This window comes from Paenibacillus sp. P13VS (genome assembly GCF_015143645.1).
Lineage (GTDB): Bacteria > Bacillota > Bacilli > Paenibacillales > Paenibacillaceae > Paenibacillus > Paenibacillus xylanilyticus_A.
Genome location: NZ_WYEV01000011.1, coordinates 106,520 through 129,358, shown reverse-complemented (window position 1 = coordinate 129,358; position 22,839 = coordinate 106,520). Strand labels below are relative to the sequence as shown.

The following is a 22,839-nucleotide window of genomic DNA, read 5'->3' as shown; positions in this document are numbered from 1 at the left end:
AGGAAACGTATTTACATCTCTGAAGGGATGAGAAGGAGTTGCAGCAGAATTGGATAAATCAATGCCCATGGTCACAAAATCGGAAGACATCTTAGAGACTCGGGATCATGCCACGTTTATGCAGGGGGTAAAGGATTGCATTCCAACCCTGCTTGGCTATCTGAGTATTGGGTTTGCAGCAGGCGTCATCGAAATGACAGCAGGACTCAGTATGGCGGAAATCGCCCTGCTGAGTCTGATCTTATATGCAGGTTCGGCCCAATTTATTGCCGCAGGCATGCTCGCATCAAACGGATCGGCAGCAGCGATCATATTCACGATTTTCTTTGTCAATCTGCGACATCTATTACTCAGTGCAGCCGTATCTCCGTATTTCAGGCACCTGACCCCACTCAAAAACATGTGGATTGGCTCCCTGCTCACGGATGAATCGTTCGGAGTGGCGATGACTCGCGCAATTGGCCGCAAAACATTAAGTGAACGGTGGATGCATGGATTAAATATTACAGCTTATCTGAATTGGTTCGCAGCCAACATGGCAGGAGCCTATTTCGGGCGCTGGATTACGAATCCGGAGCAGTTTGGACTGGATTTTGCCCTGCCGGCCATGTTTATCGGCCTAATTGTGCTTCAGTTAATCCATCGTCAAAACAGAAAGCTGCACATCAATGTAGCCATTATTGCTGTGGTGTGTGTGGTACTCGCAAGTATGGCCTCTTTGGGCAGCATGAGCATTATAGTGGCTGCAGTTGTTGCAGCAACGATGGGAGTTGTCATGGAACGATGGAAGTAAGATGGGATGTATTTTGGATTATTATCGGGTCCGCCTTGTTGACCTTTATTCCCCGGGTGCTGCCCCTAATGCTGTTTAGCAAAATACAGATTCCGGTATGGCTGCTTCGCTGGCTGGAATATGTGCCTGTTGCCGTGATGGCAGCACTGATTGGCCAGGAGCTGTTGATGTCTGGCAACCAGCTGGTACCGCTCACCCAGAATGCTGCACTGTGGGCGGCCCTGCCTACCTTTGTGGTAGCGATCTGGACGCGAAGTCTTCTCGGTACGGTTCTTGTGGGCATTGTAGCGATGATGATTTTGCGTTATGTGATCGGGTAGAGACGCAAGCTGTACAGGTAATTCCTTCAGACTAACGGTTAATAATGTTCTATAGACCTATGTAGTAGAGCTGAAGTATCCGTTAAGAATGAAGGGAGCGAAGGTGAATGGCTAATACGAGGAAAAAGATACTGATCACAGGAGCTGCTGGCGTAATCGGTCGCAGTCTGCTGGATGGTCTGAGGGAAATGGACAAGTATGATATTGTTGCGGCTGACCTTCAGGAGGAACCAGGAACAGGTATTGTCCCCATGGATGTTACGGACGCGGAAAGGCTGCAGGAGCTGATGCAAGGAGTGCATACCGTGCTGCACATTGCCTGGGCCAAGGATGAAGAGGACTTCTTGGGCAAAGTTCTCCCGATTAATGTAACCGGTGCTTACCATGTATATGAAGCAGCACGAATGAATGGTGTTCAGCGTGTCATTTTTGCAAGCTCTAACCATGCAACCGGCTTTTACCGTACAGGTGAAGAGATTGAGGTCGACGACCCCTATCGTCCTGACAGCTTCTATGGTCTCAGCAAATGTTATATTGAACTGCTTGGCCGATATTACGTGGACAAGTATGACCTCTCTTCATTCAACATTCGGATCGGCAACTTCTCCGGCGATGATCATCCGCATTCCGAGCGCTCTGCCCATATCTGGATATCTCCGAGGGACATGGTGCAGCTCGCGGTGTGCTGTATTGAAGCTGATTCCGGGATGAAGTATCTTAATCTATACGGAACCTCCGCGAATAGCGACAATTATTATGATATCGGTTATTTGGCTGAAAAAATTGGATACCGTCCAGAAGACGATGCTGCCGAGCTCTGGGAAGAGGCGAAGCGCAGAGGTGCGCCGGATAAGCAGGATGAGACGAAATATCAGGGCGGAGGATATGTGGCAAAAGACCAGAAGGGCGTTTAGTTGAACTTTTGAAAACGCTATTCTCTATTGAACCGGAAAGGGATAAAATGGAGACGGTAGAATCAAGGTTTCCATTTTACATAAGAGGAAGGAACGGTTCAAATCATGAGTACAAGTCCATCCGTTATATTGTTTCAGGGAGACTCCATTACAGACGGAGGAAGATCGCGGAACGATGATCCGAATCACTTTTTGGGACATGGCTACGCTTATCTGATCTCAAGCAGACTGGGTGCGGAGCTGGCAGAGAAGCAGCCCACCTTCTACAACAGGGGAGTCAGTGGGGATCGCGCATCCGATCTGTATGCACGCTGGAATGAAGATACCTTTAGTTTGAAGCCGGAACTGATCAGCATTCTGATTGGTGTGAATGACGCCTGGCGTATAATCAATAATGAGCCCAGCGGGGTAACGGATCGTCTCGGACGGGCATATCATCATCTGTTAGAAGAGACGCGGGAAGTGCTCCCGAATACGGGGCTCGTGTTGATGGAACCCTTCATTCTGAAAACCGGTGCTACGGTGGACAAATGGGATGCATGGCAGGAGAAAATAGGCCAATATCAACGCCTTGTCCGGGAGCTCGCGGGTCAGTTCGGTGCTGTGTTCGTTCCATTGCAGGATATGCTCAATCAAGCGACAGAGAAGGCAGAAGCATCCTACTGGTTGTGGGATGGTGTGCATCCAACGGCGGCAGGTCATGAACTGATTGCACGTCAATGGTTGTCTGTCGTACAGGACAGCAAACTTAAAATCCAGTAGGAATAAGAGCAGAGGGTCCTGTGCGACCCTCTGCTCTTATTTACATAGAAGAACATTCAAAAATAAATTATAGAAAAGTGGAATTTCTAGAAATCAATTGTTTTATTTCCATAACAGAGGGTAATTAAGAAGCGTAGCACACTATACTCAATACCCGATAAGGAGTGAATTCAAAATGGCACAGAATAACCAAAACGGAAAAATGAGCCGTGAAGAAGCAGGACGTAAGGGTGGAGAAGCAACCTCCAAGAATCATGATCATGAGTTTTATCAAGAAATTGGCAGCAAGGGCGGAGAGGCAACCTCGAAGAACCATGACAAGGATTTCTATCAGGAGATTGGCAGCAAAGGCGGGGAAGCAACATCCAAATCCCACGACCGTGAGTTCTATCAAGAGATTGGACGTGAGGGCGGAAGCGCCCGGGGCAGCAGTGACGGAAATGATGATCAGGATGGCAAAATGAGCCGCGAAGAAGCAGGGCGCAAGGGTGGACAAGCCCGGTCACGGAATCGGAAAAATTAATTGTTGATATAGAAGCAAGCGTGAATAAAACGTAATTCCAGCAAACAAGGCCAGATCTCACCTGTGGAAAAGGGTGGGTCTGGCCTTGTTTATTCATTTAATATTGATTGTGATAATCTAGGCAATATGTGGTTCAATGGCTTGGCGATAGCTGAGCAGGGATTCATCAATGATGGTATGCAAGAAAACAGGATCCATGCCCTGCAGCAGTGATTCTGCATAACGCCAGGCGTTTTCTTCAATACGCAACCGAATCTCTGCCTGCTCATGAGCCGATAGGGGCCCATCAAGAAGGCTGGACAGATATGCTAATTCCGTATCCTCGGCATGACCCAGTTCATGAGCCAGAATGACATAAATATAGGCTTGCAATGGAGCTAACGTACCGAAGAGCATCCGGCATTGCTCCATGATCTCTTTTTTGTACAGATATACGGTGTGACTGCCCATGTGATATTTACCCCCGACGAGACGATTGTCCGGAAAATGGGATTCGACCTGCACAATCACTCGGCTATCCGAGCGCTGCAGCAGCTCCGTTACAGTCTGATCAAATAATTCAGTATTCAGTATGGTTCACCTGTCCTCATAATGGAATAAAATGCATATGCAATGAGTACCGACAACTCTTTTACGAGAAAACAGTCTGAAAAGTTTCAGTTATTTTCATATTATTTGTTCTTTTACATAAGATTAGCCGAATTCCCTTCATTTTTACTACTTGATAGGCTAAAATGAAATCGGTTACAAAAATGGGGAGGAATTCTTATGACGGTTCACCCTGGATTACGTTGGACGACAGATACAATCGCTGCGGCTATGAAACATGGAATGTCCGATGGTTTGGAGATTATCCATCACTGGAAAGACAGGCTCACGGACACGTGGAATGACCCCGTTTACGCCGGCTTTTGGTCGGATTTAGAAGTATATGAACAGAAGGCACTTACGGAGAACCTGCCAGAACTATCTTTTTCCCTATTTCGTCAATTCAGGGATACGGGTGAGCGTCAAGCGTATGAGCAGGCTTATTTTGAAAGGCGCGGTAGGCTTGTTTCGCTGGGGCTGCTGGTGGCGGTATCGCCGTCTTCCTCTCGTTTGCATCTGCTGGAGGATCTGATCTGGAGTGTTTGTACCGAACAAACCTGGTGTCTGTCTGCCCATATACCGGAAGGGGAAGAAGCTGGCGCAAGAACACATATTGATCTATTCGCTGCAGAGACCGCACAGATGCTGGCAGAGCTGGTCGTAATACTGGATGACATGCTGGATAAGCGCCTGATCCGGATGGTCAAGGCGGAGGTAGAAGACAGGATATTTACTCCATTGTACAGGGAGCAGCGGACTTACGGTTGGGAAGAAGCAAATCACAACTGGTCAGCCGTTTGCAGTGGAGGATGCGGAATTGCTGCTTTACTTTTATTGGAGGATGAGCGGCTTCGAACCATGGCTGTGCAGCACACCATTCGATCCATGAATGCCTTTTCGAGTGGTTACGGGACGGATGGAGGATGTGCTGAAGGTGTGGGCTACTGGGTGTATGGGTTCGGATTCTATACCTATTATGCAGAGATGCTGAGATTGTTCAGTGCAGGTGAACTGGATATGTTGTCAGATCCCAAGACGGGAGCGATTGCTGCTTTCCCGGGAAATATTCATTTGTCGGACGGGGTGTATATTAACTATTCGGACAGTCGTGAGCGGGAGACGATTCCGTCCGGATTGCTTTCCCTTTTGTCCGAAAGGCAGCAGATTCTAATCGATTCAGGGCTTCACATCCCGCTTCTCTCCCAGGATCCCTGCCGCAGGTGGGCTCATGCTCTCCGCAATGTACTGTGGACTAATCCGGCTAAGTTCGATAGTGAGACTGAATCGGGTGAGCCCGGGGCTCCGATTTACTTGGAGGACTTATCGTGGGTGATAGCACGAGGGACGCTGACAGCAGGTGAACAGCAGGAAGTGAAGGTGGCCTTTTCGGTAAAAGGAGGTCATAACGCAGAGCCTCATAATCATAATGATCTGGGACACTTCATCCTTCATGGCGGCGGTGAAAACATTCTCTGTGATCCAGGTTCAGGCGAGTATACTCAAGCCTACTTCGCACCTGGCAGGGAAAGCATTTTGCAAATTGGCTCTCAGGGGCACAGCGTTCCTGTCATTGAAGGGACCCATCAGCAATCCGGAAGACAAGCTGAAGCCAAAATGCTACATATTAAGCACCTGCCTTCACAGGGGATAGAGGCTGAATTGGATCTGACGTCGGCTTATCCTATGGCTCCTACACTGGCAAGATATATCCGGCGATTACGATGGCACGGTTCAGCCGGAAATTCCGAAGCAGAGCTTTTCCTTGAAGACCACTACCAATGGAGTCCACCTTCTTCCGGTATTCAGATCGGGGAGCGCCTGATTGGAGAACCGCGAGTCGCCCAGCATTTTATCAGTCGAATCGAACCTGTCTTGCAAGAAGCAGGAGTACGATGGGAAGGAAGCAGGGCTGTGGTGTTCATGGAGTACGATGTGAAATGCTGGAGTGCACAGATCGAAGTGATCGAGACCGTGGATCATGATCATCTGCCACAGAAGTTTTACCGCACCGGATTAATCTTACGGCAAACCGCAGATGAAAGTGGAGTAGTACAGGAGACAAGGTGCAGCTTCAAATTCACCATGTATCCGAGGTAATTCAATTCGAAGAATCAGAATCAAAGACAATCCGGAGTGGACCGATGCAATGAAACCACTGAAGGCGGTGTGCAGATCTAGTCCATTAAAGTTGCGTACGTATATGAATAAATAAGGATACGAAAAGAGGAGGCAAAGCTCGTGAGTACATCGACATCGGTAACATGGATTGAAGAAGCTTGGCGGCAGGGCGCGGACAAAACCATTCGCAACGCACAGCGAATCAAGGATACCTTCCCACACATCTCTCCGCAGGGGACGTATGACCAGAACGATCCGGAATGGTGGACAGCCGGCTTCTGGCCAGGATTGTTATGGCTTGTGTACGGAGAGTCCCCGGAAAATGTGGATGCTGCTTCATTGTCCCGTATTGCAGATAGCTGTGAACGGCAGCTGGAGGGATGCCTCCGCAATCCGGATTCGGTAGATCACGATCTGGGTTTCATCTGGCTGCTCAGCGGCGTAGCATCCTACCGCCAGAGTGGCAGCATGGACAGCCGGCGGCGGGGCTTGCTTGCTGCCAATCTATTTGCTGCTCGCTTCAATGTACGTGGTCAGTTCATTCGTGCCTGGAACTTCAGCTCGTCCACAATGGATACGCGCGGCGTAGCCATCATCGACAGCATGATGAACCTGCCGCTGCTCTACTGGGCATCCGAAGAGAGCGGCGATCCCCGCTTCCGCTTGCTGGCGGAAGCACACGCGGACACGGTTGCGCGCGAGTTCGTTCGCGCAGACGGGTCCATCTGCCACGTGGTGGAGTTCGACCCACACACGGGGCAGAAGCTGCGAGAGCATGGCGGACAGGGCCATGCTCCGGGTTCCGCTTGGGCGCGGGGCACCGCCTGGGCGCTGCATGGTTTTGCGCTGTCTTACCGGTATACGGGCGAAGCCCGCTATCTGGAGACAGCGGAACGCGCGGCCGATTTCTTCCTCGCCATGCTTGGCGAAGATATCGTGCCGTTCTGGGATTTTCGCGCACCGGCGGAGCATCAGGTGGCGTGGGATTCGTCCGCTGCTGCGATTGCGGCGAGCGGTCTGCTTGAGCTGGCGAAGCTGTCGCCACGCGGAGAGGAGTATGCCGCAGCGGGCGAGCGTATCGTTCGCGGCCTGCATGAGCGCTACAGCTCAGGCGAGTCAGCTGCGGAAGAGGGGCTGATCATGCAGGGAACCGTGCATTACCCGGAAGGAAGGGGATTGAATGTGCCGATCATCTACGGCGATTATTTCTATATGGAAGCGCTGGCGAAGCTGCGCGGACGTCCGGGACTATTTTAACCTCAAACATGTCGGAGAATGAAATCGGTAAAATAAAAAACCACCTGAAGCAGCCTATCTTTCACTGGCTGTTTGGGGTGGTTTTTCGTGAGTTTGATGATTTATTTATTTTTCTTCGATGGCACGCGCCTGAGGATCACAAAGTCGGCTGAAGATTGATCGGGATATCGCTGCGGGATGATCTCTTGAACCTTGAAGTCGGGATAGTCAAATAAATAATGGAACAGGTTGCGATCCTGGATCGTGTCCACGCCTGGGTTGCCGTTTTCCTTCAACCGGGTGTAGAGAACAACCCATTCCTTCGATGAATGCAAAATATCATATAAGGTATTGCGGAAATCGGTCTCATCCGTGATGTGGTACAGCACATCCAAACACACTGTAAGGTCTGCCGTCAGAAAACCCCTATTGATCCACAGGCCAGGTGTATATAACATGAAGCTTTTGGAGGAGTCCGTGGCAAATTTTGAGGCACACAGGCGCACCGAAGAAGCAGCGACATCGACACCAAGGTATTGTTTATAATTCATATATTGCAGCTGGTTGCCGTCGCCACATCCAAATTCGATTACGCTGGTAATGCCCTCCTGCTGGATCAATCCGTTCACAATCTCTGCTTTGAACTCAGCCAGAACCCCGTATGATCCACGTCCAGAAGTTTCTCCGGAACGGTATGTCTGCTCCCAATATCCAATGTAATCAAAGGGCTGCCGCATGTTTCTCCTCCTATCAAGTACAATTCAGTCGCTTGGCGCTTGCAACATAGCATTATAGATAGGTTATGCGGAATGCTGGCGGGTATGATTCCCCGGAGAAGGATGAGACTGCGGAATTGTTTTCCAATCATTTTTCTGAAAAATCGCTGAAAGCCTAAACATCTGGAAAGAACTTGCCGACATTAAAATTAAGGAAAAAAATGATGATAATCGGGGGGAAATGATGTTAAAGCCAAGATTGACCAAGTACATGGTGATGATGCTGGTATTCGTGCTGAGTATTTCCAACGTAGGCTTGGCCGCTGCGGCAGATAAGGAACTGTCCAAAATAGTGGTTTCCAAAAATGAAGTGGCGCTTGAAGTGGGAGAATCGAGTTCTGTAACAGCTACAGGAGTCTATACGGATGCTTCAACAAGCAATATTACAGTGAATGCAAGCTGGAGCAGTGATGACACTGCAGTGGCTACGGTATATAACGGAACAATTACAGCCAAAGGTGAGGGACAGGCAACCGTCATCGTATCCTATGAAAATAAGCCACAATCCATTCAGGTGAACGTCACCAAAAAGGTTAAGGCGTTGACCAAAGACAAGCAAACCATTGATATTCGTAAAGGTGAATCCGAGCAGATTACACTGACTGCAACTTACAGTGATAACAGTTCTGAATCCGTATCCGATATCGCAGAATGGTCTTCTGATGACGATCAGGTAGCGACTGTAGTTAATGGTAAAGTTACCGGACAAAGCGCGGGTACAGCATTAATTACAGGTAAGGTAGGAAAACAATCCGTTACCGTAGAGGTAAACGTCGAAGTCGTGAAGCGAATCGATACAGATAAAAAGCAAGTAAACCTCTTGTTGAACAAAAGCGACAAAGTCGTTTTGACAGCAACATATCCGGATGGAACGACCATGGATGTAACTTCTCTTGCTGATTGGAGTTCCAGTGATGAGAAAGTTGCTGATGTGCTGAAGGGTACCATCACAGGTTATGCCGCGGGATCTGCTGTAATCACAGCTAAATACGGTACAAAAACCGTTTCGATCGATGTAGACGTGGACCGGACAAGCAATCTGAAGGTCGACGAGCAAAAGTTATTCTTCAAATTAAGCAATACGGATCGCTCCAAACAACTGACGTTGACGGCAATCTATCCGGATAGCTCAGACGCAGATGTAACCAATACGGCAGTGTGGACATCCAGTAACGAAAAGGTTGCTACTGTATATAAAGGTCAAATTACAGCCATTGGCCAAGGTTCAACTACAGTTAAAGCCAGCTACAGTGGTAAAACCGTTGAAATTACGGTAGATGTAGACACCGCTCGTTATCTGGACGTTGTAGACGTTGAAGATAAACTGGCGATGAGTTTGACCGGAACAAAAGAAAAAGAACTTACGGTCAACGCGGAGTATGTGGATGGAAGCACGGAGAACGTGACATCCAAAGCAACGTGGACTTCAAGCGATGAAGATATCGTCTATGTATCTGCAGGTAAACTTACGGCTTACAAATCGGGACAGGCAACCATTACAGTGGCTTATGGCGGCAAAACGGTCAAAATCACTGTAAGTGTAGATGTGCCGGACAAATATGAAATGCAAAACAAGAAAAAATCTATCGGTGTGGGTGATACCTTTACTGCAGAGGTTCTAGCTGTATATGGCAACACATCCAAAGTTGTTACTGAAGATGTGGAATGGAGCAGCAGCAGTGATAAGGTTGCCGAAGTGTCCAAGGATGGCGAAGTAAAGGGTATTGCTGTCGGCAAAGCAACCATTACCGCTAAAGTGGATGGAAAAACATTGACCATGTCTGTTGAGGTTGGTATGGCAAGCGGCCTCGAGGCAGACGTAAACTTTATCGCACTGGCTTCCAAAGAAACACAGCAGATTACTCTGACGGGTACAGATGAAGACGGTAATACGCTGGATGTAACTTCAGAAGCAACTTGGAAAACGAGCAATGCTCGGGTAGCTGATGTTAAAAAAGGCTTGGTAACAGCAAATGGTAGCGGTAAAGTGAACATCACAGCAGAATATGGCTCCCAAAAGGTTACGATTGCCATTGAGGTGGATGTCATTGCCCGCATTGAAGCATCAGAGCCAGCCGTATCTCTGAAATCTGGCGAGACAGCTGATATTACCGTTGTGGCGTATTTTAATGACGGTAGCGAACGCGATGTAACCGACAAAGCCGAATGGAAAACCAACAGCTACAAAGTAGCTCAGGTAACCAAAGGTAAAGTAAAAGCGGTTGGTTCAGGTAAAGCGAAAGTAACAGCGAAATACGGCAGTAAATCCGTAACCGTGGCTATCGATGTAGACACATTGAAATATCTGCAAACCGATAAAGTGACCCTGACCATGAAACCAGGGGATAAGGTTACCGTGGTAGCAACGGCAACGTATGCAGATGGCAGTGAAGCAAATGTCTCCAAACCGGCACTCTGGAAGTCCTCCCGTATTGCAACAGCGTCGGTGAAGGATGGGATCATCCAGGCTAACGGCAAAGGTAAAGCGACCATCACGGTGAGTTATGCTGGCGTGAAAACAAAAGTGACCATCGTTGTTGAAGCGAAATAAAACTTAAAACTTGCCTTGAAGGTGAGATGTAAACGGGAAAACGGTGATGCCAGCTTGGATGCTGACACCACCGTTTTTTTTGGTATAAACAATTATATTTTCTCCATCAACGGATTACATCGTATGAGACAGAACCAAGGCACCATAAGCAAAAGCGATAACAATTAAAATAGCTGGATGCAGTTTGGTCTTGGTCATGACCCATAAGGAGATCCCCGCAATGATCAGTGTCTGCCAGATCCCGATGGAGTCGGTGGATACTTGGCCGAATTCCCATGTGAGCAGAATCATAAGCACCGCAATAACTGGCTGCACAAGCAGCGTCATTCCTTTGACTTTCGGCGATGTACGATGCTTGTTGAGCAAACGAAGCAGCAGGATCAGCGCGGCAGCAGAAGGTACAATCGTGGCAAAACTGGCGATAAACGCTCCGAACCAGCCGGCCACCTGATAACCGACAAATGCGGCAATCTTGGTAGCGATTGGACCAGGGAGCGCATTCCCAATGGCGAGCACATCGCCGAATTGCTCTGTGGTCATCCACTGATAATGGTTCACCACTTCTTCCTGCATGAGCGGGATGGAAGCAGGACCGCCCCCGTATCCCAAAATATTAGCTACGAAAAATCCCCAAAACAATTCCCACCATGTTTGAAGCATCGTTTATGACACCCCCTTGTCGGAGCTGCGTTTGGACTTGTAACGCTGAACCAGATCCAGGTGGAATACGCCATAGCCCAGGAAGACGGCAATAACGATGCCTGGATGAATATTCAGCAGCTGCAATAACACAAACGCAATGACACCAAACAGGATGGCAAAGGTTTTGCCGAGTCCGGACCATGCTTTTTTTGCGAATTCATAGGCCATCATGCCCAGCATTACAAAGATCACGGGGCGCACAGCCGCTACCATGCCTGCTACGATCTTCGACTCACGCAGTGCGTACATGGAGCCAAGCAGGGCGATGATGGCGATGCTTGTGGGTAAAATGTGTGCCAGCACGGACACGATGGCGCCGAGCACACCTTTGGTTTTGTAACCGAGGTAAGCAGCCATCTTGGTTGCAATCGGACCGGGCAGGGCATTGGCTATGGCCAAAATTTCGCCGAATTCCTCATCAGTAACCCATTGATAACGGGTGACGGCTTCATAACGAATCAACGGAATAACCGAAGGACCACCGCCATAACCTAATATCCCGGTTCGCACCATACCCGTAACAAGACCGGTGTAATCTTTCCAACTCATGCTGTTTTCCTCCTACAGTCTCATGCCCATTCGGCTTTTATAGCGTTTCAATAACAACTGTGATTCGACCTTCACAATGCCAGGCATCTTATAGAGCTTCTCCAGCAGAAACTGTTCCATCTCTTCCATGTCCGCAAAAATGCCGTGCATGTGCAGTGTGCTTGGGCCCGTCATATGATAGAGGCTGGTGACCGCCGGTTCCTCGTCCAGTTTCTCGGCCACTTCATCGAGGAAGGGCGGCTCCACATCCACATTAAAAAAGGCAGAGACCTGAAGCCCAACCTTACCCGGGTTAATAACAACCGTGAACCGTTCAATAATGCCCTTTTCGGATAATGCATTGATGCGAGCCTGAACCGCTACACGTGAAAGTCCAATCTGTGCGCCCAGATCCGTATAGGATATACGGCTGTTCTGATGCAGGGCGGCTATGATTTTCCGATCGATCGCGTCCAGGTTGTACATTTGCGGGATTTCTCCTCCTTTAGAGGAGCGTTTATCTGACATGATTGATCATCCTTTTCATTCTCTATGTGGAATCTAAAATGTAAACCTTCAAAAATGCATTTTGCATGCAGCATTCATATTTTAATGACGAATCGTAATTCGAGTCAACCTATTTATCCATTATATTAAATTTATCCGATTAAAGGCTTTCATTTTGTCATTGGCACCAAAATTGGAACGCAAAAAGGCCGCTCTTGGAATAAAACCGAGAGCAGCTCTCTTTCTTGATATTGTAGATTGTGCGTATAGGACTAGCCACACAGTGGTTCCATTCTATATACCTCTGGGAAGGTGAAACGTAATGCATGTACCCTCACCAGGCTCAGACGATAACGTTAACGTTCCCCCTGCTCCACGAGCACGTTCTTCCATGCTGAACAGTCCGACACCCTGACCTGCTGTTTGTATATTGAATCCGGCACCTTGGTCCGAAATCGTTACGACGGTGCCCTCCTGGGAATCTTCCACTGTCACCTGTGCTTCGGCTACATCTGCATACTTGGCGACATTGGTAAGTGCCTCCTGGATAATGCGGTACATGGCGATCTCCCGATTCATCTCCAGCCGTCTGCGCAGGTTGCATTCCAGATCGACTTCGATACCGTAGTGGCGGGTATAGTTCTCAATGTAAGTCCGGATGGCCGGAACGACACCCAGATCATCCAGCACGGAAGGTCTCAGTTCCCAGGCCATGCCACGGACTTCTTCCATAATCCCCGTGACTTGCTTACGCAGCGCTTCCACACCGGAATGAGGCTTGTCCGCCAGCAGCTGATCGATCTGAATCACGAGCGAGAAGAGACTCTGTCCGATTCCGTCATGCAGCTCACGAGATATCCGGCGGCGCTCCTCTTCCTGAATGTTCATGACCTGGGTCATCATCTTCTGCAATTCAGCTTCGACGCGTTTCAGCTTCGTCACTTCGCTGCGTACTGCCAGGTATTGATATGGTTCTCCGTCATTGTCGAGAAAAGGCACAATCGTTGTATTCACCCAGTAGTGGCTGCCATCTTTCGCACGGTTACGAATCTCTCCGTTCCATACTCGCCCTGAAGAGATGGTTTCCCACAGGGTTTTCATGAACGTTTTGCCGTGGTATCCCGAATTGATAATCCGGTGGTCCTGACCGATCAATTCTTCCCGGTCATATTGTGAAATTTCGCAGAATTTATCGTTCACATACTGTATCTTCCCTTTACGATCCGTGAGGGCAACGATGGAGGATTCATCCAATGCAAACTTCAGATCGCTTAGCTGATGCAGCGAGCCTTTCAGCCTGCTGCGGAATTCATCATCGGTGATATGATTGTCCAGGTCATCCAGCAGCTGCAGTACAGGCTGCTCGGCCAGTCCGCTAAGTCTGTTCTCACGTGCGCTACTCAAAGTTCAGCAACCCCTTTTTCATGGCAAACTTGACGAGTTCAGGTCTGGTCCGCAGGCCCAGCTTATCCATTAGATTGCTTTTGTGGGATTCGACCGTTTTGACACTGATGACCAGGTGCTCGGCAATTTCCTTGTTGGCGTAACCCTTGGCGATCCAGGACAATATCTCTTTCTCCCGTTCGGAAAGTGTGTCATACGGCCCGGCGTTTTCCTGTTTGGATTTGTCCAGGTATTCACTCATCAGCCGTTTGGTGGCACTGGGATACAGATACGCACTGCCCTCTGCTACGGAGCGAATGGCTGCCAGCAGTTCCTCATGCGGTGCGCTTTTGAGAATATATCCTGAAGCTCCGGCATGGATTGCACGGAACAGATACTCTTCATCATCATGCATGGTCAGAATTAAAATGGCCACGTCAGGCATTAACTTTTTCAATTCTGCGGTAGCAGTCAACCCGTCCTTGCCTGGAGGCATGCTGAAATCCATCAATACCACATCCGGTTTCAATTCCTGTGCCTTGGCAATGGCCTCATCACCATCTGCTGCATCCCCCACGATCCGGATATCATTCTTGCCGTCCAGCAGGGCGATCAGCCCGGAACGCACAACCACATGATCATCCACAACCAATAGTTGAATCACTACATATTCCCCCTGTCCGCTTCCTGGTTCTCTCTTCATGATACCAAAAAAAGCTATTCAGAGCTTTAATCTCTGAATAGCTTTTCTGCATGATTTACGCCGGGCCTGCTTATCTGTGAATGGCTCGCTGCAGCTGCTCTGGCCGCCAGCTCTGCTTCCCTGACGGTGTCCGGTGAGAACGTACATGGCTGCCTGCTGCCAACAAGCAGCACGGCACCAGGGATGCTGCTCTCCAGGAACACAGGCACGGCGATGGCGCATAATAGCCGCTCTGCGATCATCAACGGACAACGGCCAGGTGTACTGGCTGTTGTTGTACCTGCGTCCGACAGAGACGTGCGTCCTGTCCGTAGAGCAGTGCCCACAAGATCTTGTCCGGGACGCATCTCCATCCGTGTAACGCGATCATTGGTTGCACCGGAAGTGTACTTCCAGCGCAGCATGGACCCCGAGAGATAGGCCAGTCCGCAAAAATCGGTGGATGTGTTCAGGCGCAGATTATGGATCATCTCCTGAATGCCGGAAGGGAGTTCATCGTGCATGAGAGACACTTCCTTTTTGGAATTACACCATTAGATTAGACCTGGTGACATGGATATGGTTAACCTTTGACCAAGGTGTCCTGAAATATAAGTTTATACGGTAGTTCTATTGTAGTCTCATTCGTCTGAGTTGTAATTCAGGGAATTCCCCGATTTCGTTTCTGCAAAATACTGATCTTGATTAACGCACGGCCTCAATCCGTACACAGCAAGAACTTTACCATATCACAACATGCGGTTGCCTTCATAGGATGTGACTTTTCTCACAGCAAATTCAGGGAATTTCTCAGCCAGGTTCAGGTAATCCCCCGATAACGTTCACACCGGTTTCGCGATAAGATAGATTCATAAGGAAACACGAGGGGGACGAAAGTGATGGGTACGATATTTACAGAAAGAACAACCCAAGCGACAGAACGTAAAACGGAGGGAAGCAAAATGACACGAGAGATAGGTGGAATACTTTCGTTCGTAACAGCTGAAAAGTGGGCCTGGATTGAGGACAAAATGCAGCCCAAACGGGTGAAGTCGGGATATAGTCTCTTTCTGGAAGGTGATGAAGCCGGATATCTGTACTACATTCGTTCGGGACGCGTGAAAATGACCAAATCGACGGAAGATGGCAAGGAAATCATTTTGTCGATTCAGCAAAAAGGGGACCTGATCGGGGAATTTGGTGGCATTGGCGGCCAGAATCACAGCTACAGTGCAGAGATGACGGAGAAAGGCGAACTCGCGATCATCTCGCTCAGTGATCTGGAAAGCGTGCTTAGCAAACATGGGGACCTTGCCTTGAAATTCCTGCAATGGATGGCACTTTCACAGCGGATTACCCAATCGCGTTTCCGGGATCTGCTGCTCTATGGCAAAGCTGGGGCGTTGGCTTCGACACTGATCCGTGCCAGCAACTCGTATGGCAAAATCACTCCTGAGGGGATCGTACTTGAGATGAAGCTGAACCATACGGAGCTTGCGGAGATGATTGGAGCTACTCGGGAGAGTGTTACACGGATGCTGGGGGCCTGGAAAGAACAGGGTACACTGGACACACTGGATGGCAAACTGATGATTCGCGATCTAGCCGCATTGCGCTGCATGTGTGGGTGTCCTACGTTCCCGAGCTGTCCAGCAGAGTTATGCCGCCTTTAGTCTCACCACATGGATCACAGATCAATCTTCACTGGCGATTGGGGTCGTTACGGAGAAGAAAAAAGCTGATATCGGTATTAACCGATATCAGCTTTTTGGAGTTGAGCATATTCCCTCGCGAGAATCGAATAGACCAACGAATCGTGAAATGCTCCCTTGTAAAACCAATGCTCCCGCATCATGCCTTCATATTCCATGCCGATCTTCTGCATGACTCGCTCCGAAGCCTTGTTATTCGGTCGGCATTTGGCGTAGATCCGATGTACACCAAGGGTATTAAAGGCCCAACCCAGCAGTGCTTGACTTGCCTCGGCGGCATAGCCTCTACCTTGATACTGTGGATTCATCACATATCCCATCTCCGCATTGGTCCCCTCCGTGTATATGCCAACGCTGCCAACCAGCGTTCCATCTGTTTTCAGGCAGACAGCAAGGTCATATTGGGATCTGGGCTGTTCCTGTTGCGATTGCAGAACCTGTTCGATGTACGCAGTGGTATCCTGTTCTGTGTTGGGTCCCCAAGCTGTGTACTTGGTTACTTCAGGTGAAATGGTATACGTATGTATGCTTTCCCAGTCGTCCAAGTTAATCTCTCGTAAAATCAGTCGTTCTGTCTCTGCTAACATGCCATTCACTCCCCTGGGCGATAATTATGTTCATTTTACCTGTATCGATTGGATTATTAAAACAAAAAAATAACTCATGAAGCAGATTCAAGACCTGAATCCCTCATGAGTTATTGAAAAGGTGTTATTGTGGTTGTTTGCATGGAACCGCAGGATAAGTATAAGCCAATTTACGGACGATTTCCTTCTGCCACTTCGTATCACCCAAGGTGATGGCCAGGTTCAGAAGATCCAGATAATCGTCAAGCTGCAGTGAAGTCTTTTGCAGTGTTGTATTCATTGATGTTCGTTCCCCTTTAGCTATATGATCGATAATTCATGTAAAGTTCAATTGTGAATAAGAGACAACCTCAAGAATGATAATCATTATCACGTATACTTGTATTATGCTACGAACACAGCGAAAAAGCAATGTTGAGAAACCAATTAACCATTATTTTTTTTCGAAAAAAGACTGATCCATAACAGAAACGGAATATACACGCCCAAATAGGCCGACGGATAGAGAAACCAGCCATTCAGCAGAAAATGATGAATTTCCGTTGTAAATGTAGTCATATGTGCATTGGTGGAATACACATCTCCGGCAATGACCGTGGCAGCACAATAAAAACATATAAGAGCCAAGGCATGGAATAACTTTATGACCGTTCGGGAATGAAGAGCCAGAAAGACCATCACGAGCGGGACAATGATTAGAAGCAGCAAAAATACAAATCTCATGGTACATGTTCTCCTTTATCATGCTTTTGGTAAACAGTATGTGCAGTTGGGAAGCAGAGCAAACTTTTTTCAAAAATTTTACATAAACAAAGAGGAATTCATCATGTGAAGGATTAAATTAAAATGGACAACCCATTAAAAGGTAATCTGAGGAGGAGAAGGAGAACATGAAGAAGGCGTTATGGCAGCACTGGATCGGGGCATTCCTAATTTTCATTCTGACGGCAACAGCACTGCTGGGGCCAGGTTCACAAGGTCCGGTACAAGCTGCGGCAGCACCGCTTACTGTATCGCAGGCTATAGCTGCTCAGAGTGGTGGAGGAACGGCGACGGTAGAGGGTTATATTGTTGGACATGCTACCGGCTCACTTACAGCCAAATTTACATCTCCTTACGCCAATGATTTTAACTTCCTGATAGCAGATTCTCCGTCAGAGAAGGCCAACGCAAAATTGTTGGACGTACAAGTTTCCTCTTCCTTCCGCTCACAGTATGGACTTGCTACCAATCCGAGCCTTGTAGGCAAAAAGGTCATCGTAACCGGAACACTTGGTGCATACAACAGCTATGCAGGGCTCAAAAACCCAACCTCAATCACACTCTCTACCGGAACAACCAATCCTGACCCAGAACCGGGCCCAGGGACGACACTGCCTGATGGTACAGGCAAGAAGGTATTGTTCGATAATACCCATGCCCAGACAGCTGGTGCAGCAGACTGGATCATTGATGGGGCATTTTCCGACTTCGCGAACGGGCTTCGAAACGCAGGCTTTGCCGTGGATCAGCTTGAGCGCAGTATCCCGTATACTTTTGGTGAGCAGGCCATCACCTACAATACATTAAAAGATTATGATGTCTTCGTCATCGGCGAAGCCAACGTGCCGTTTAAAGCAACGGAGCAGGCTGCCCTGCTGCAATACGTACAGAACGGGGGCAGCGTCTTTTTCATCTCCGATCACTATAATGCAGACCGAAACAAAAACCGTTGGGATTCCTCCGAGGTGTTTAACGGATACCGCCGTGGAGCATTCCTGAACCCGGCCAAAGGCATGTCCTCGGCAGAAGCCGAATCTCCAGCGATGCAGGGAGTTACGAGCTCTGACTGGCTGGCAAGCAACTTCGGTATCCGTTTCCGCTACAATGCACTGGGTGACGTCAATGCCACCGATATTGTGGCTCCATCACAGTCATTTGGAATTACAAGTGGTGTAAATGCGGTGGCGATGCATGCCGGATCTACCTTGGCCATCATTGATCCGAACAAAGCCAAGGGATTGGTTTATGTACCAAACGGTGTATCCAAATGGAGCAGCGCCGTGGATCAGGGCGTGTACAATGGCGGCGGACGTGCTGAAGGCGCATATGCAGCCATTGCCAAGGTAGGTGCAGGCAAAGCCGCATTTATCGGCGATTCCTCACCGGTGGAAGATGCGACTCCGAAATATTTGCGAGAAGAAACGGGAGCCTCCAAGAAAACCTATGACGGATTCAAGGAAGTGGACGATGGCACGTTCCTGGTCAACACGGTAAAATGGCTTGCGGTAAAAGAAAGCTATACGAGTCTGTCGCAGGTATCTGGCCTGACATTGGACACACCGACGAGCCTGCTTGCCATAGAGACTCCGGCTAACTCCACAGAACCACAGCTTGAGCCATGGTCTGCTCCGGCTGCAGGATATAAGTGGTACGATCCAACGACGTTCAAGAAAGGTTCTTATGGCGCTGTTACACCTTAAGGTAGAATCTTAGAGAGCTGCTTAGCTGTTCTGGAGCCTGTTTGTGACGCTAACGTTGCAAACAGGCTTTTCCTATTTGCTGAAACATGACAAGGTTCTGACCGGTATAAATGAATCGTACCGCGGGAAACGTATAGGTTAACAATGTTGGCATCAATCCAGAAGGAGAGGCGGTAAATAATGACCCGGCAAGCAGACTGTGACAGTTCGACCATCAGACAGAGGTTGAAGGAAGATTTGCATCGTGTAGCGGATCGCATGAATCGGACATTGACCCGTTTTGACAATGACAGTGTCTGTCTGCTCGCGCAATTCGCTGAGATTCGTACCGAGATCAAGCAGATTGAGGTGCTCGCCTCTTCCTTTTATCTGGATTGTTACCTGTCTCCCTTTACTGAAAAATTCGCTGAGCTGACGGCAAGTGTACAGCATCTGTCTGATCGCAGATATGGTGCTCTTATCGTTATAGAACGTGAAATCCCTCTTGAACCTATACTTCATTCGGGTGTTGCTGTGGATGCGCGAGTGACCCATGCACTGCTTGAATCCCTTTTTATCCCCGGTGCACCGCTGCATGACGGGGCAGTTCTGGTCCGCGGCAACCAGATTGTCTCCGCAGGCAATGTCCTCCCATTGTCCCAGGCTGCAGCAGGGGAACGTAAAATGGGTACACGCCATCGTGCCGCTCTGGGGCTAAGTGAATTGACAGATGCCGTTGTACTGGTTGTTTCCGAAGAAACGGGACAAGCTTCTTTTGCCGTGGACGGGGATTTGCATCCCATAAATGTCGTTGAGACCATTCATTAACGAAAGGCGATAGGAGGCTTCCTAGCTTCGTATTCGTCTTACATCGTGATGTGATTTTGCACATTCTGAGATTATCTAGGTACAATAGAGGATGGCAAAGATACAGAAGCCTTGTGGATTACTCGCAAAAATGGTTGGAGGAGACGGTTAAACATGAGTTGGTTTGAAGTAATGGAGCAGCATGATTATGAGGAACTGGTCCTGTGTCAGGACAAAGCTTCCGGGTTAAAGGCGATCATCGCCATTCACGATACAACACTCGGCCCTGCACTCGGTGGTACTCGGATGTGGACATATGCTTCAGAAGAGGCTGCTATAGAAGACGCACTGCGCCTTTCGCGGGGGATGACATATAAAAATGCCGTATCCGGCTTGAATCTTGGCGGCGGTAAAGCTGTGATTATCGGCGACCCGCGCCGCGACAAGAATGAAGCGATGTTCCGTGCATTCGGCAGATACATTCAAGGTCTGAATGGGCGATATGTAACTGCAGAAGACGTGGGGACCTCGGAGGAAGACATGAACCTGATCTATCAGGAAACGGATTATGTAACTGGCATATCGCCAAGCTATGGGTCGTCCGGGAATCCATCTCCTGCTACGGCCTGGGGAGTGTACCGGGGGATGAAGGCAGCTGCCAAAGAGGCCTTTGGCACGGATCTGCTGGAAGGCAAAACCGTTGCGGTTCAAGGTGTCGGCAACGTGGCTATGAGTCTGTGCAAGTATTTGTACGAGGAAGGTGCCCGCTTGATTGTGACGGATATTCATAAGGATTCCGTGAAGCAAGCAGTGGATCGCTTCGGGGCAACGGCTGTTGATCCGGGGGAGATTACCGGCGTTGAATGTGACATCTATGCACCATGTGCGCTGGGCGGAACAATTAATGACGATACACTCAAAACGCTCAAAGCCAAAGTGGTTGCAGGCTGCGCCAACAACCAGCTGCTGGAACCACGTCATGGCGACATATTGCATGAGAGAGGTATCGTTTATGCTCCGGATTACGTGATTAATGCAGGCGGAGTCATCAACATCGCGGACGAATTGAATGGTTATAACTCGGAGCGTGCGTGGAGCAAAATCGGAGAAATTTACACCAGTTTGGAGAAAATTTTCGAAACCTCCCGTACCGAAGGCATTGCAACGTATATTGCCGCAGATCGTTTGGCTGAACGCCGAATTGAGCTGATGAAGAATACACGCAGCACCTTCCTGCAGCAAGGTCATCACGCACTGAGTGCTCGCCGACTGCGCGGGTAAGTCCAGAAGGAACCATGAGTTGCATACAGCTGAATGTGTTAAAAAGATAGCCAAAGAGGCAGGTATTCCCGAGGGGGGAATGTCTGCCTCTTTTTTTGGTAGGTTACCTTGGTACAGCCATATTGGCTGGGTTACTTTTGCTGCTGCATTTGATCCTTGAAGCCGCCTTTGTAGGTGGTCGTTGGTGCTTTGACTTTGTCGATTAACAGAATGCCATCATATTGTTCAGTCGGAATGAAGTTCATCGACATCGGATGAATGACTTCATCTACCATGCCGTCCTCTGCTGCAAAGACCGGGCGGAACAACCAGGCTGCAGCACCTGCAGCATCTTTGGCTTCCGAAAGATCGATATATGTATTACGGTAGCCAGACTTCATTAAGGTATACTCCAGACTGCCGCGAGGCATTGGAGAGATATCAAACGTTTGGCCTGTGGAGATCTCGCTCGCTTGTCCTTCATTCATATAAAGCCCGATCACATACATGTCATTCTGCAGCTTCTCATGCATTAATTCGCCCATGCTTTTGAAGCTGGATTGCCACAACCCGGAGTTCCCGTTATTTTCTCCGATTGGAGGATTGAGAATGCTCGATGTGCTCTTGGCGAGATGGTCATTGTGAGCCCAAAGAATGAATTTTTTACCTGGATACATGACGTCCATTAGCCACTCCAGATTATCGGCCATGGCACGATCGCGGAATTCGTAACTCTCCCGAGTGTCGTAAGCAGCCATCTCGATAAATTTGCTCCGGTCCTTCAGCACACGGATCATCATGTCAGCCAGTTTCGGGTTATCCGGGAATGACTTTACGAGTTCCTGCTTATGCTCGGTGATCCATTGAACCAATTCCTCGTACTGCGGGGCATAAGCATCCTTCACTTGATGAATGGCCGCCTTGAATTCGGGATTGTTGTCGCTGTCGATCCCATATTTGTTAAGGACGGCATACAAATCCGTGATGCCCTGCATCTCAAACACATAGAACTGCTTGCCTCTGGCAGGATCCAGACTGCTAATCCAGTCACTGATAAATTGGGTCAAGTACCCGGTCGTAAACTGCATATCATATCCTGCCAGAATCAGTGGATGATCCGTCTTGCTCTGCTCCTGAATGTATTCGTAGAGGCCAAGTGTCTCCTGCGAGTGCCAGATTGGGAAAATGGACAGCTCCATCATCTGGGCAGGCGTCAGGTTTGCGCCTTGTTCATAGGCAACGGCGGCATCCCCCATGCCGGATTCGAAGGCAATGACATCATAGCCGAGTTCCTCATGCAAAAATTTGATCATGCGCGTTTTGATGGCACTGTATTCGGCAACCCGGTGAAAGTTCTCTCCCAGGCTAACTACTTTCTTGTCCTGCAGCAATGGCTTCAGAAAGGCAAGGTCACTGTAGTTGTCCGAGGTCAGGGATGTGATCTCATGGGCATGCTCCTGCACCCACTGCTCCTTGGCTATAGGTGAGGCTGCTGCCGAAGTGGAGCCAGCAATCATGGCCATAGCCAGGCCGAGTACGGCTGTTTTTTGAATAAAACGATGTTTCAGGTTCATGATATGTATCCTCCGTATGAATGATATGTTGAAAACCATAACCCGAGGATACTGACTAATTCTAAAGAAAGTATA

General features: G+C 48.8%; 24 protein-coding genes. 12 read left to right on the top strand and 12 right to left on the bottom strand.

Annotation, left to right across the window (positions count from 1 at the left end):
• Positions 1-67: 67 nt before the first annotated feature.
• The 5 genes from GUA98_RS23640 to GUA98_RS23620 all read left to right on the top strand — a co-directional run bounded on the left by GUA98_RS23640 (position 68) and on the right by GUA98_RS23620 (position 3,312).
• Positions 68-793 (top strand): AzlC family ABC transporter permease, encoded by a 726-nt coding sequence (locus tag GUA98_RS23640; protein ID WP_227780043.1) that lies wholly within the window; start codon positions 68-70, stop codon positions 791-793.
• Positions 784-1,113: an AzlD domain-containing protein gene (locus GUA98_RS23635; RefSeq protein ID WP_153976609.1), complete on the top strand. Its 330-nt coding sequence runs from the start codon at positions 784-786 to the stop codon at positions 1,111-1,113. The genes GUA98_RS23640 and GUA98_RS23635 overlap by 10 nt, the downstream gene beginning before the upstream one ends.
• 107 nt (positions 1,114-1,220) lie before the next feature.
• Complete coding sequence (locus tag GUA98_RS23630; RefSeq protein WP_153976610.1) at positions 1,221-2,027, top strand: NAD-dependent epimerase/dehydratase family protein; 807 nt, start codon at positions 1,221-1,223, stop codon at positions 2,025-2,027.
• 105 nt (positions 2,028-2,132) lie between these two features.
• Positions 2,133-2,789: an SGNH/GDSL hydrolase family protein gene (locus GUA98_RS23625; RefSeq protein ID WP_153976611.1), complete on the top strand. Its 657-nt coding sequence runs from the start codon at positions 2,133-2,135 to the stop codon at positions 2,787-2,789.
• A 175-nt stretch (positions 2,790-2,964) separates the two neighbouring features.
• Complete coding sequence (locus GUA98_RS23620; RefSeq protein WP_153976612.1) at positions 2,965-3,312, top strand: KGG domain-containing protein; 348 nt, start codon at positions 2,965-2,967, stop codon at positions 3,310-3,312.
• Positions 3,313-3,429: 117 nt separating this feature from the next.
• Here the strand turns inward: GUA98_RS23620 and GUA98_RS23615 are convergent, their stop codons facing one another.
• Positions 3,430-3,822 (bottom strand): hypothetical protein, encoded by a 393-nt coding sequence (locus GUA98_RS23615; RefSeq protein WP_321573911.1) that lies wholly within the window; start codon positions 3,820-3,822, stop codon positions 3,430-3,432.
• A 258-nt stretch (positions 3,823-4,080) separates the two neighbouring features.
• On the opposite strand from GUA98_RS23615, the gene GUA98_RS23610 reads away from it, so the two are divergent.
• Complete coding sequence (locus tag GUA98_RS23610) at positions 4,081-5,997, top strand: heparinase II/III family protein (protein WP_193724584.1); 1,917 nt, start codon at positions 4,081-4,083, stop codon at positions 5,995-5,997.
• A 141-nt stretch (positions 5,998-6,138) separates the two neighbouring features.
• Positions 6,139-7,275: a glycoside hydrolase family 88 protein gene (locus tag GUA98_RS23605; RefSeq protein WP_193724583.1), complete on the top strand. Its 1,137-nt coding sequence runs from the start codon at positions 6,139-6,141 to the stop codon at positions 7,273-7,275.
• A gap of 101 nt (positions 7,276-7,376) precedes the next feature.
• Here GUA98_RS23605 and GUA98_RS23600 read toward each other — a convergent pair whose 3' ends face one another.
• Positions 7,377-7,991, bottom strand: coding sequence for a class I SAM-dependent methyltransferase (locus tag GUA98_RS23600; RefSeq protein ID WP_193724582.1), 615 nt, complete (start codon positions 7,989-7,991; stop codon positions 7,377-7,379).
• Positions 7,992-8,214: 223 nt separating this feature from the next.
• On the opposite strand from GUA98_RS23600, the gene GUA98_RS23595 reads away from it, so the two are divergent.
• The gene (locus GUA98_RS23595) at positions 8,215-10,581 is read left to right on the top strand and encodes an Ig-like domain-containing protein (protein WP_193724581.1); all 2,367 of its coding nucleotides are present in this window, start codon (positions 8,215-8,217) and stop codon (positions 10,579-10,581) included.
• Between the two features lie 114 nt (positions 10,582-10,695).
• On the opposite strand, the gene GUA98_RS23590 is transcribed toward GUA98_RS23595, so the two are convergent.
• The 6 genes from GUA98_RS23590 to GUA98_RS23565 all read right to left on the bottom strand — a co-directional run bounded on the left by GUA98_RS23590 (position 10,696) and on the right by GUA98_RS23565 (position 14,907).
• On the bottom strand, positions 10,696-11,241 hold the full coding sequence (locus GUA98_RS23590) for a chromate transporter (protein WP_095291571.1): 546 nt from the start codon (positions 11,239-11,241) through the stop codon (positions 10,696-10,698).
• A gap of 3 nt (positions 11,242-11,244) precedes the next feature.
• The gene (locus GUA98_RS23585; RefSeq protein ID WP_193724580.1) at positions 11,245-11,832 is read right to left on the bottom strand and encodes a chromate transporter; all 588 of its coding nucleotides are present in this window, start codon (positions 11,830-11,832) and stop codon (positions 11,245-11,247) included.
• A 12-nt stretch (positions 11,833-11,844) separates the two neighbouring features.
• Positions 11,845-12,339: an Lrp/AsnC family transcriptional regulator gene (locus GUA98_RS23580; RefSeq protein WP_095361639.1), complete on the bottom strand. Its 495-nt coding sequence runs from the start codon at positions 12,337-12,339 to the stop codon at positions 11,845-11,847.
• A 273-nt stretch (positions 12,340-12,612) separates the two neighbouring features.
• Entirely contained in the window at positions 12,613-13,722 is a 1,110-nt protein-coding gene (locus GUA98_RS23575) for a PAS domain S-box protein (RefSeq protein ID WP_193724579.1), read from the bottom strand.
• Complete coding sequence (locus GUA98_RS23570; RefSeq protein WP_095361637.1) at positions 13,715-14,365, bottom strand: response regulator; 651 nt, start codon at positions 14,363-14,365, stop codon at positions 13,715-13,717. The genes GUA98_RS23575 and GUA98_RS23570 overlap by 8 nt, the downstream gene beginning before the upstream one ends.
• 65 nt (positions 14,366-14,430) lie before the next feature.
• Positions 14,431-14,907, bottom strand: a complete 477-nt coding sequence (locus tag GUA98_RS23565; protein ID WP_193724578.1) for a GAF domain-containing protein — start codon at positions 14,905-14,907, stop codon at positions 14,431-14,433.
• Between the two features lie 375 nt (positions 14,908-15,282).
• On the opposite strand from GUA98_RS23565, the gene GUA98_RS23560 reads away from it, so the two are divergent.
• Entirely contained in the window at positions 15,283-16,056 is a 774-nt protein-coding gene (locus GUA98_RS23560; RefSeq protein WP_193724577.1) for a Crp/Fnr family transcriptional regulator, read from the top strand.
• Positions 16,057-16,133: 77 nt separating this feature from the next.
• On the opposite strand, the gene GUA98_RS23555 is transcribed toward GUA98_RS23560, so the two are convergent.
• The 3 genes from GUA98_RS23555 to GUA98_RS23545 all read right to left on the bottom strand — a co-directional run bounded on the left by GUA98_RS23555 (position 16,134) and on the right by GUA98_RS23545 (position 17,405).
• Positions 16,134-16,682 (bottom strand): GNAT family N-acetyltransferase, encoded by a 549-nt coding sequence (locus tag GUA98_RS23555; protein ID WP_193724576.1) that lies wholly within the window; start codon positions 16,680-16,682, stop codon positions 16,134-16,136.
• 124 nt (positions 16,683-16,806) lie between these two features.
• Complete coding sequence (locus GUA98_RS23550; protein ID WP_170948240.1) at positions 16,807-16,962, bottom strand: hypothetical protein; 156 nt, start codon at positions 16,960-16,962, stop codon at positions 16,807-16,809.
• Positions 16,963-17,108: 146 nt separating this feature from the next.
• Positions 17,109-17,405 (bottom strand): hypothetical protein, encoded by a 297-nt coding sequence (locus GUA98_RS23545; RefSeq protein ID WP_193724575.1) that lies wholly within the window; start codon positions 17,403-17,405, stop codon positions 17,109-17,111.
• Between the two features lie 167 nt (positions 17,406-17,572).
• Here GUA98_RS23545 and GUA98_RS23540 point away from each other — a divergent pair, with 167 nt between their 5' ends.
• From GUA98_RS23540 to GUA98_RS23530, 3 genes are all read left to right on the top strand, one after another.
• Complete coding sequence (locus GUA98_RS23540; protein ID WP_193724574.1) at positions 17,573-19,144, top strand: DUF6359 domain-containing protein; 1,572 nt, start codon at positions 17,573-17,575, stop codon at positions 19,142-19,144.
• A gap of 180 nt (positions 19,145-19,324) precedes the next feature.
• Complete coding sequence (gene cdaS, locus GUA98_RS23535) at positions 19,325-19,951, top strand: sporulation-specific diadenylate cyclase CdaS (protein WP_193724573.1); 627 nt, start codon at positions 19,325-19,327, stop codon at positions 19,949-19,951.
• Between the two features lie 153 nt (positions 19,952-20,104).
• Positions 20,105-21,211 carry a Glu/Leu/Phe/Val family dehydrogenase gene (locus GUA98_RS23530; RefSeq protein WP_193724572.1) on the top strand — a complete coding sequence of 369 codons (1,107 nt, stop codon included), beginning with the start codon at positions 20,105-20,107 and terminating at the stop codon, positions 21,209-21,211.
• 131 nt (positions 21,212-21,342) lie between these two features.
• Here the strand turns inward: GUA98_RS23530 and GUA98_RS23525 are convergent, their stop codons facing one another.
• On the bottom strand, positions 21,343-22,764 hold the full coding sequence (locus tag GUA98_RS23525) for an erythromycin esterase family protein (protein WP_227780032.1): 1,422 nt from the start codon (positions 22,762-22,764) through the stop codon (positions 21,343-21,345).
• Positions 22,765-22,839: the final 75 nt, after the last annotated feature.

Coding starts and splice junctions, on each gene's coding strand:
- GUA98_RS23640 (WP_227780043.1), top strand. CDS start 68: ATGGTCACAAAATCGGAAGACATCTTAGAGACTCGGGATCATGCCACG.
- GUA98_RS23620 (WP_153976612.1), top strand. CDS start 2,965: ATGGCACAGAATAACCAAAACGGAAAAATGAGCCGTGAAGAAGCAGGA.
- GUA98_RS23610 (WP_193724584.1), top strand. CDS start 4,081: ATGACGGTTCACCCTGGATTACGTTGGACGACAGATACAATCGCTGCG.
- GUA98_RS23580 (WP_095361639.1), bottom strand. CDS start 12,339: ATGTCAGATAAACGCTCCTCTAAAGGAGGAGAAATCCCGCAAATGTAC.
- GUA98_RS23585 (WP_193724580.1), bottom strand. CDS start 11,832: ATGAGTTGGAAAGATTACACCGGTCTTGTTACGGGTATGGTGCGAACC.
- GUA98_RS23530 (WP_193724572.1), top strand. CDS start 20,105: ATGAGTTGGTTTGAAGTAATGGAGCAGCATGATTATGAGGAACTGGTC.
- GUA98_RS23635 (WP_153976609.1), top strand. CDS start 784: ATGGAAGTAAGATGGGATGTATTTTGGATTATTATCGGGTCCGCCTTG.
- GUA98_RS23625 (WP_153976611.1), top strand. CDS start 2,133: ATGAGTACAAGTCCATCCGTTATATTGTTTCAGGGAGACTCCATTACA.
- GUA98_RS23600 (WP_193724582.1), bottom strand. CDS start 7,991: ATGCGGCAGCCCTTTGATTACATTGGATATTGGGAGCAGACATACCGT.
- GUA98_RS23560 (WP_193724577.1), top strand. CDS start 15,283: ATGGGTACGATATTTACAGAAAGAACAACCCAAGCGACAGAACGTAAA.
- GUA98_RS23540 (WP_193724574.1), top strand. CDS start 17,573: ATGAAGAAGGCGTTATGGCAGCACTGGATCGGGGCATTCCTAATTTTC.
- GUA98_RS23555 (WP_193724576.1), bottom strand. CDS start 16,682: ATGTTAGCAGAGACAGAACGACTGATTTTACGAGAGATTAACTTGGAC.
- GUA98_RS23550 (WP_170948240.1), bottom strand. CDS start 16,962: ATGAATACAACACTGCAAAAGACTTCACTGCAGCTTGACGATTATCTG.
- GUA98_RS23525 (WP_227780032.1), bottom strand. CDS start 22,764: ATGAACCTGAAACATCGTTTTATTCAAAAAACAGCCGTACTCGGCCTG.
- GUA98_RS23595 (WP_193724581.1), top strand. CDS start 8,215: ATGTTAAAGCCAAGATTGACCAAGTACATGGTGATGATGCTGGTATTC.
- GUA98_RS23545 (WP_193724575.1), bottom strand. CDS start 17,405: ATGAGATTTGTATTTTTGCTGCTTCTAATCATTGTCCCGCTCGTGATG.
- GUA98_RS23590 (WP_095291571.1), bottom strand. CDS start 11,241: ATGCTTCAAACATGGTGGGAATTGTTTTGGGGATTTTTCGTAGCTAAT.
- GUA98_RS23630 (WP_153976610.1), top strand. CDS start 1,221: ATGGCTAATACGAGGAAAAAGATACTGATCACAGGAGCTGCTGGCGTA.
- GUA98_RS23565 (WP_193724578.1), bottom strand. CDS start 14,907: ATGCACGATGAACTCCCTTCCGGCATTCAGGAGATGATCCATAATCTG.
- cdaS (WP_193724573.1), top strand. CDS start 19,325: ATGACCCGGCAAGCAGACTGTGACAGTTCGACCATCAGACAGAGGTTG.